We start from the raw sequence: 8,108 nt of genomic DNA on the forward strand, positions 1-8,108 counted from the left end.
TCAATCGCATATATAAAGAGGCGGGATTGTAATAATTGTACAGTCCTGAGTCAATTCTCATCGCAAGATAGCTCAACCGAATTTCACTAACGTGAGCCTCAATCACCGTCGCATCCCTAAATAGTCCCTAAGAGATACATAGGTTTGAGGCCTGTAAAAGTGATGAAAAAAAACCACCAAACAGAACTCAGGCGCAACGCGTGGGTGGGAAATTATACGGACTCCCTATCAAAGCGCAAGGATCTAACCAAGATCCTTCTAGATAATGTGGCGATCCGTGATGCATTATTCACCAGCGAAATCTGAAAATATGGGATCTGTGGACGGTTTAACGCTGGACAAACGACATAAAAGTATAAACTCGTCGTTTGAATCTTGCCTGTGGATAAAATCGATCTAATCTGTGCAGAAGGGGAGGATCTTCTGTGTGATTTACGCTATGATCCGCCATTCCGATTGCGATCCAGATCTTTGGTGCATTGGAGATAACGAAATTTTATACATCGCGTTTAAAAAGCGATTCGTATGTGATGGTTTACTTGTGGGTAACCTGTTTATGATCTTTCCATTTATTAAGATCCCAGCATCTTTTGTGCGAAACAGAGCCTTGATGAGGTTCAAACGATCATATGCGTCAAAAAAAGTCAGTCTAAGTATCCTATTCATTTCTTTTTGATCTTGTTCGAGTGGAGTCCGCCGTGTCACTTTCGCTTTGGCAGCAGTGTCTTGCCCGATTGCAGGATGAGTTACCTGCCACAGAATTTAGTATGTGGATCCGTCCTTTACAGGCGGAACTGAGTGACAATACCCTGGCGCTGTATGCTCCTAACCGTTTCGTATTGGATTGGGTTCGTGACAAATATCTCAACAACATCAACGGATTGTTGAATGATTTTTGTGGTAGCGACGCACCTGTTCTTCGTTTTGAAGTTGGTACCAAACCTGCGACGGCTGCGATACCCGCTCAAAGTCCGGTGATGGCCAGTGTTTCAGCGCCGGTCATTCAGACTGCGGCTCGCAACGTTGCGCCTATGCGCCCGAGTTGGGATAACTCACCCGCGCAGCCTGAATTGTCTTACCGCTCAAATGTGAATCCTAAGCATACGTTTGATAACTTTGTTGAGGGTAAGTCTAACCAACTGGCCCGCGCGGCGGCGCGTCAGGTGGCTGATAATCCTGGTGGTGCTTATAACCCGCTGTTTTTATATGGTGGTACGGGCTTAGGTAAAACTCACCTTCTGCATGCAGTCGGTAATGGCATTATGGCTCGCAAAGCCAATGCTAAAGTGGTTTACATGCACTCTGAGCGTTTTGTTCAGGATATGGTTAAAGCCCTGCAAAATAACGCGATCGAAGAGTTCAAACGTTACTATCGTTCCGTTGATGCTCTGCTTATCGATGATATTCAGTTCTTTGCCAACAAAGAGCGTTCGCAGGAAGAGTTCTTCCATACCTTTAACGCTTTGCTTGAAGGTAATCAGCAAATTATTCTGACCTCAGACCGCTATCCAAAAGAGATTAATGGCGTAGAAGATCGCCTGAAATCACGTTTTGGCTGGGGGCTGACCGTAGCCATTGAGCCACCAGAGTTAGAGACGCGCGTTGCGATTCTGATGAAAAAAGCTGATGAAAATGATATTCGCCTGCCGGGCGAAGTCGCCTTTTTCATCGCTAAACGTCTACGCTCTAATGTACGTGAGCTTGAGGGCGCATTGAACCGAGTGATTGCGAATGCCAATTTTACCGGCCGCGCCATTACCATCGATTTTGTGCGTGAAGCGCTACGTGATCTGCTCGCCTTGCAGGAAAAACTCGTCACCATCGATAATATCCAGAAGACGGTGGCTGAGTATTATAAAATCAAGGTGGCAGACTTACTGTCTAAACGCCGTTCCCGCTCCGTTGCCCGTCCGCGTCAAATGGCGATGGCGTTAGCAAAGGAGCTGACTAACCACAGCTTGCCAGAAATCGGTGATGCTTTTGGTGGTCGTGACCATACAACGGTCTTGCATGCCTGTCGTAAGATTGAACAGCTGCGTGAAGAAAGCCACGACATCAAAGAAGATTTTTCTAATTTAATCAGAACGTTGTCATCCTAATCAAATAACAGTCATCGTAGCGATATGAAATTTATTGTTGAACGTGAACATCTGCTAAAGCCGTTGCAACAGGTGAGCAGCCCGCTGGGTGGCCGACCAACGTTGCCTATTCTTGGTAATCTGCTGTTGCAGGTTGAAGACGGCCATCTATTGCTGACAGGCACCGACCTTGAAATGGAAATGATCGCCCGAGTTCCTCTTGCTCAAGAGCATGAGACTGGGGCAACAACGGTACCTGCGCGTAAGTTTTTCGATATCTGCCGTGGTCTGCCAGACGGTGCGGAAATCACCGTTGTTTTAGACGGCGATCGCATGCTGGTTCGTTCTGGGCGTAGCCGTTTTTCTCTGTCTACGCTGCCTGCTGCTGATTTCCCTAATTTGGATGACTGGCAGAGCGAAGTGGAATTCACGCTGCCACAGGCGACGCTGAAAAAGCTGATTGAAGCAACTCAGTTTTCCATGGCTCATCAGGATGTGCGCTATTACCTGAACGGTATGCTGTTTGAAACCGAAGGTGAAGAGTTGCGCACCGTGGCGACCGATGGTCACCGCCTTGCGGTATGTTCAATGCCTATTGGTCAGAGTGTGCCGAGCCATTCCGTCATTGTGCCGCGTAAAGGTGTTATGGAGTTGTCTCGTTTGCTGGATGGTGGTGAAACGCCGCTGCGCCTGCAAATTGGTAGCAACAATATTCGTGCTCATGTAGGTGGTTTCATCTTTACTTCCAAGCTGGTCGATGGTCGTTTCCCTGATTATCGCCGCGTATTGCCGAAGAATCCGGACAAAACGTTAAAAGCAGGTTGTGATGAACTCAAGCAAGCATTTGCACGTGCTGCCATTTTATCCAATGAAAAATTCCGTGGTGTGCGTCTGTATGTCAGCCATAACCAGCTGAAAATTACGGCGAATAACCCTGAGCAGGAAGAAGCGGAAGAAATTCTAGACGTCAACTACGAAGGAACCGATTTAGAAATCGGTTTTAACGTGAGCTACGTTTTGGATGTGCTCAACGCCCTCAAATGTGAAGACGTGCATATGTTGCTGACTGACTCAGTATCCAGCGTACAGATTGAAGACGCGGCCAGCCAGTCGGCGGCCTATGTCGTCATGCCAATGCGCTTGTAGCCATACCCGTCATACTTTGAGCTGCACGTGTGTTGGCTGCTTTCGTTCACCCTCAGCCACCACCTTTTTGCAGCCCTAATTATTTAGGGTATATGAATGTTGGCTTTGCTCGGAATAGCTTTTGATGGCTTTAACGCGTCTGACGATCCGCGATTTTCGCAATATTGAGTCTGCGGATCTCGCTCCCGCAGAGGGATTCAACTTTCTGGTCGGTGCTAACGGCAGCGGAAAAACCAGCGTGCTCGAAGCTATTTATACGCTGGGGCACGGGCGGGCTTTTCGTAGCTTGCAGGCAGGGCGAGTAATTCGTCACGATCAGAATGAATTTGTGCTGCACGGTCGCATTGATACCGGAGCAGAGCGTGAGCTTTCGGTCGGACTGAGCAAAAGCCGGGCGGGCGATAGTAAAGTGCGTATTGACGGTAGTGACGGGCATAAGGTGGCAGAGCTCGCGCAGATGTTGCCGATGCAGCTTATCACGCCGGAAGGTTTTACTTTATTGAATGGCGGGCCAAAGTTTCGGCGCGCTTTTCTCGACTGGGGATGTTTTCATAGCGACCCCGGTTTTTTTGTTGCTTGGAGCAATCTTAAGCGGTTACTCAAGCAGCGTAACGCGGCGCTTCGACAGGTTACGCGTTACTCTCAACTACGTCCTTGGGATCAGGAATTGATTCCACTGGCTGAACGTATTAGTGCATTACGCGCGCAATACAGTGCAGCGATAGCGGAAGATATTAGCGCGACCTGCGCGCAGTTTCTGCCTGAATTTGCGCTAACGTTTTCATTCCAGCGTGGTTGGGATAAAGAAAGCGACTACGGAGAGTTGCTGGAGCGTCAATTTGAACGCGACAGAGCTCTGACCTATACCGCGGTTGGTCCACACAAGGCTGATTTCCGCATCCGGGCAGAAGGTACGCCGGTTGAGGATTTACTTTCCCGTGGACAACTGAAGTTACTGATGTGCGCGCTGCGTTTGGCACAGGGTGAATATCTTACCCGCCACAGCGGTCGCCGTTGCCTGTACCTTATCGATGATTTTGCTTCTGAGCTGGATACCGGTCGCCGACGTTTATTGGCCGACCGTTTGAAGGCAACTGGCGCGCAGGTTTTTGTGAGCGCAGTGAGTGCAGAACAGGTCTCCGATATGGTTGATGAAAAGGGCAAGATGTTCCGCGTGGAACAAGGTAAAATAGCGGTTTAATCACAGTTTTTTAATGAGCGAGAAAGGCTGATGTCAAATACTTATGACTCCTCAAGTATCAAGGTATTAAAAGGGCTGGACGCCGTGCGTAAACGCCCGGGCATGTACATCGGTGATACCGATGACGGAACCGGTCTGCACCATATGGTATTCGAGGTGGTGGACAACGCGATTGACGAGGCGCTCGCTGGCTACTGTAAAGACATTATCGTTACCATCCATAGCGACAACTCTGTGTCGGTGCAGGATGATGGCCGTGGTATTCCTACAGGCCTGCATGAAGAAGAAGGTGTTTCTGCCGCTGAAGTTATCATGACCGTGCTGCATGCCGGTGGTAAGTTTGATGATAACTCCTACAAAGTTTCCGGTGGTTTGCACGGCGTGGGTGTTTCCGTGGTTAACGCCTTGTCTGAGAAACTGGAATTGGTTATCCGCCGTGAAGGTAAAGTTCACGAGCAGACCTACGCGCATGGCGTACCTCAATTCCCTCTGAAAGTGGTTGGTGACACCGAAACGACCGGTACAACCGTGCGTTTCTGGCCAAGTATGGAGACGTTCTCCAATCATACTGAATTCCAGTATGACATTTTGGCTAAGCGCTTGCGTGAGCTCTCTTTCTTGAACTCCGGCGTGTCTATCCGTCTGCGTGATAAACGCGACAACCGTGAAGATCATTTCCACTATGAAGGCGGTATCAAAGCGTTCGTAGAGTATCTGAACAAGAATAAAACGCCGATCCATCCAAACGTGTTCTATTTCTCTACCGTGAAAGATGATATCGGCGTTGAAGTTGCGTTGCAGTGGAACGATGGTTTCCAGGAAAACATCTACTGCTTTACCAACAACATTCCACAGCGCGACGGTGGTACTCACTTGGCCGGTTTCCGTGCCGCGATGACACGTACCCTGAATAGCTACATGGAAAAAGAAGGCTACAGCAAAAAAGCCAAAGTTAGCGCCACCGGTGACGATGCGCGTGAAGGTTTGATTGCGGTCGTTTCTGTTAAGGTTCCAGATCCTAAGTTCTCTTCTCAGACTAAAGATAAGCTGGTTTCTTCTGAGGTGAAAACTGCGGTTGAAACCCAGATGAACGAACTGCTGGCCGAATATCTGCAAGAAAATCCGGGCGATGCAAAAATCGTCGTAGGTAAAATCATTGATGCGGCTCGTGCTCGTGAAGCGGCGCGTAAAGCGCGTGAAATGACACGTCGTAAAGGCGCGTTGGATTTAGCCGGTCTGCCGGGCAAACTGGCAGACTGTCAGGAACGCGACCCAGCCCACTCTGAACTGTACTTAGTGGAAGGGGACTCTGCGGGCGGCTCTGCAAAACAGGGGCGTAACCGTAAGAATCAGGCGATCCTGCCGCTGAAAGGTAAAATCCTGAACGTTGAGAAAGCGCGTTTTGATAAAATGCTTTCTTCTCAGGAAGTTGCCACGCTGATTACCGCACTGGGCTGTGGTATCGGGCGAGACGAATATAACCCTGACAAGCTGCGTTATCACAGCATCATCATCATGACCGATGCCGACGTCGACGGTTCGCACATTCGTACGCTGCTGTTGACCTTCTTCTATCGCCAGATGCCTGAAATCATCGAACGTGGTCATGTGTTTATTGCTCAGCCTCCACTTTATAAAGTGAAAAAAGGCAAGCAAGAACAGTACATTAAAGATGACGATGCGATGGATCAGTACCAGCTTTCTATCGCCTTGGATGGCGCTGAGTTGCACATTAATGCGGATGCGCCAGCGATGTCCAACGAGCATTTAGAGAAGTTGGTGACCGAGCACTATCAGGTTCAAAAACTGATTGGTCGTATGGAGCGTCGTTATCCTAAGGCGCTGTTGAACCAGTTGATCTACCATCCAACGTTGGTGGAAGCCGATCTTGGCGATCAGGCTAAAGTTCAGCAGTGGATTGAGTCTCTAGTGAATACTCTGAACGAGAAAGAAGTTCACGGTAGTACCTACTCTGCGATTGTGACCGAAAACCGTGAGCGTCAGATGTTTGAACCGTCGCTGCGTATTCGTACTCATGGGGTTGACACTGATTACCCACTGGACTTCGATTTTATTCATGGCGCGGAATACCGTCGCATCTGCAACTTGGGCGGTACGCTGCGTGATATGATCGAAGACGGCGCGTTTGTGATGCGTGGTGAACGCCGCCAGCCGATTACCAGCTTCGAGCAGGCATTGGAGTGGTTAGTGAAAGAGTCTCGCCGCGGTCTGGCTATCCAGCGCTACAAAGGTCTGGGTGAAATGAACCCAGAGCAGCTGTGGGAAACCACCATGGATCCGCAAAGCCGTCGTATGCTGCGCGTTACGGTGAAAGATGCTGTAGCCGCTGACCAGCTATTCACCACATTGATGGGCGATGCGGTTGAACCTCGTCGCGCGTTTATTGAAGAGAATGCGCTGCGTGCAGCAAACCTAGATTTCTAATCCTAAAGAAGCTAGCGAGAAGGGACGATTTATCGTCCCTTTTTTTATGTATTTGATCCTCATTTTTCCCTCGCATAAGCAATGACAACCTGGCCTAGATTGATTACCGTTACACTATTATTCTGACCCGAAGGGAAAATGTGATGTCGATTAAACTGATTGCTATAGATCTGGATGGAACCTTACTTAATAACGATCGGGCGGTTGCCCCTGCGGTGAAACAGGCTATTTTGGCGGCTAAAGCTCAGGGTGTGCACGTATTGCTGGCGACAGGACGTCCGTTTATCGGCGCACAGCAATATTTACGAGAGTTGGGGTTGGATAAAGCGGGATGCTACTGCCTCTGCAATAACGGCGGTCTAATTGTTCATGCCGAAAATGGGGAACCGCTGTTCGAAACGTTGCTCGATTTTAACGACTATTTATACCTCGAATCGTTGTCGTACCAAATTGGCTCACATTTTCACGCACTCGATCATCACAAGCTGTATACCGCAAACCGCGACATTAGTAAGCACACGGTGCAGGAATCATTCATCACTGGAATACCTCTTTATTTCTGTCCTGTTGATGAAATGGATAAAAATACGCGCTTCCCTAAAGTGATGATGATCGATGATCCTGAGGTGTTGGAGAAAGCCATCGCACGAATTCCTCCAGAAGCATATGAACGCTATACCATAGTGAGAAGCAGCCCAAACTTCCTCGAAATCTTAAACAAAGATGCCGATAAAGGAAAAGGGGTTGCTCAAATGGCGGAATACCTAAATATTCCACGTGAAAATGTGATGTGTATTGGCGATCACGGCAACGATTTGGCAATGGTGAAATATGCTGGCGTTGGTGTGGCGATGGGAAATGCCGAGCCCTCCATTAAAGAAGCCGCTCAGTTTGTTACCACGACCAATCAGGAAGATGGCGTGGCTGTAGCAATCAACAAATTTGTATTTGAGAAGTAGAAGGTCATTGAGTTTTTTTATAATTTCGCAACAGGGTGCTAGTTTTGACCTTTCAGTTACCGTCAGTTCTGTGAAAGGTTTCGTACGCCCATAACACCGAGTATCTCCTTAGCATCGTGTCTGCGTCCGAGCAAGGCGGCTCAATCGCCGCCGCCTTGCATCCCGGCTTGGCACCCCCTACCAGCCCGCTGCGCGGGTGCCCTCGTTTCATCATTTCGGTCTTAACGGAACGAACGGCAATTGCCATCCTGGCTCCTCCGTTCTTTCGCCTACATCCCT

Annotated in this window: 5 protein-coding genes; all 5 read left to right on the top strand. The window is 48.9% G+C overall.

Annotated features, from left to right (window positions below; all coding sequences use genetic code 11):
- The first annotated feature begins 698 nt into the window (after positions 1–698).
- Entirely contained in the window at positions 699–2,099 is a 1,401-nt protein-coding gene (dnaA, locus tag HMPREF3091_RS08480) for a chromosomal replication initiator protein DnaA (protein ID WP_087944329.1), read from the top strand.
- A gap of 24 nt (positions 2,100–2,123) precedes the next feature.
- A complete protein-coding gene (gene dnaN / locus HMPREF3091_RS08485; protein WP_004093991.1) occupies positions 2,124–3,224 on the top strand; it encodes a DNA polymerase III subunit beta in 1,101 nt (366 codons plus the stop codon).
- Positions 3,225–3,348: 124 nt separating this feature from the next.
- A complete protein-coding gene (gene recF, locus HMPREF3091_RS08490) occupies positions 3,349–4,425 on the top strand; it encodes a DNA replication/repair protein RecF (protein ID WP_004093995.1) in 1,077 nt (358 codons plus the stop codon).
- A 30-nt stretch (positions 4,426–4,455) separates the two neighbouring features.
- Positions 4,456–6,870 carry a DNA topoisomerase (ATP-hydrolyzing) subunit B gene (gene gyrB, locus HMPREF3091_RS08495; protein WP_070715345.1) on the top strand — a complete coding sequence of 805 codons (2,415 nt, stop codon included), beginning with the start codon at positions 4,456–4,458 and terminating at the stop codon, positions 6,868–6,870.
- Positions 6,871–7,013: 143 nt separating this feature from the next.
- The gene (gene yidA, locus HMPREF3091_RS08500) at positions 7,014–7,829 is read left to right on the top strand and encodes a sugar-phosphatase (RefSeq protein ID WP_070715346.1); all 816 of its coding nucleotides are present in this window, start codon (positions 7,014–7,016) and stop codon (positions 7,827–7,829) included.
- Positions 7,830–8,108 lie beyond the last annotated feature (279 nt).

Source organism: Hafnia sp. HMSC23F03, from assembly GCF_001816025.1.
GTDB lineage: Bacteria > Pseudomonadota > Gammaproteobacteria > Enterobacterales > Enterobacteriaceae > Hafnia > Hafnia paralvei.

Coding starts and splice junctions, on each gene's coding strand:
- dnaN (WP_004093991.1), top strand. CDS start 2,124: ATGAAATTTATTGTTGAACGTGAACATCTGCTAAAGCCGTTGCAACAG.
- recF (WP_004093995.1), top strand. CDS start 3,349: ATGGCTTTAACGCGTCTGACGATCCGCGATTTTCGCAATATTGAGTCT.
- gyrB (WP_070715345.1), top strand. CDS start 4,456: ATGTCAAATACTTATGACTCCTCAAGTATCAAGGTATTAAAAGGGCTG.
- yidA (WP_070715346.1), top strand. CDS start 7,014: ATGTCGATTAAACTGATTGCTATAGATCTGGATGGAACCTTACTTAAT.